A 531-nucleotide genomic window follows, 5' to 3' on the forward strand; every position below is an offset into this window, starting at 1 on the left:
TCGAGAACAACAATCCTCGCGAGAGTGTCAAGGACAGGATAGTGAGCATCAGCAAGCCGTATGTGAGGCCGATCGTGAGAGGCAAGGAAGTGAAGAGCGTAGAGTTCGGCGCGAAGTGCAACAACATCCAGGTTGACGGACTCTCATTCATCGAGAAGCTGTCATTCAATGCCTTCAACGAGGGAACCAGGCTTCCGCACTGCCTGAAGATGCACCGAAAGCTCTTCGGTGTGGACGTGAAGAAGGTCGGAGGAGATGCAGGCTATGCCGGCAGCGCCAACAGGGAGTACTGCAAGGATAGAGGAATACAGACGTCATTCGTCAAGCGTGGCCGTCCGTCCTTGGAAAAGAAAGAGAACGACATCATCCGCAACGAGCTGGCGAGGATAAGGGCAACGAGGATGGAAGGCTCGTTCGGAACGCAGAAGGAACACTATGGCTTGAAACGCATCAAGGCAAGGACGAAGTTGACCGAAATCCTGTACATCTTCTTTGGCATCCACACGGCGAATGCAGTACAGCTCGTCCGGC

1 protein-coding gene is annotated in these 531 nt (G+C 53.9%); it reads left to right on the top strand.

Annotated features, from left to right (window positions below; all coding sequences use genetic code 11):
* Window positions 1–531: transposase (locus B5F83_RS10485; protein WP_143822543.1), on the top strand; the 531-nt coding region annotated here is incomplete at both ends.

The sequence above is a fragment of the Muribaculum sp. An289 genome (genome assembly GCF_002159555.1).
Taxonomy (GTDB): domain Bacteria; phylum Bacteroidota; class Bacteroidia; order Bacteroidales; family UBA932; genus Merdivivens; species Merdivivens faecigallinarum.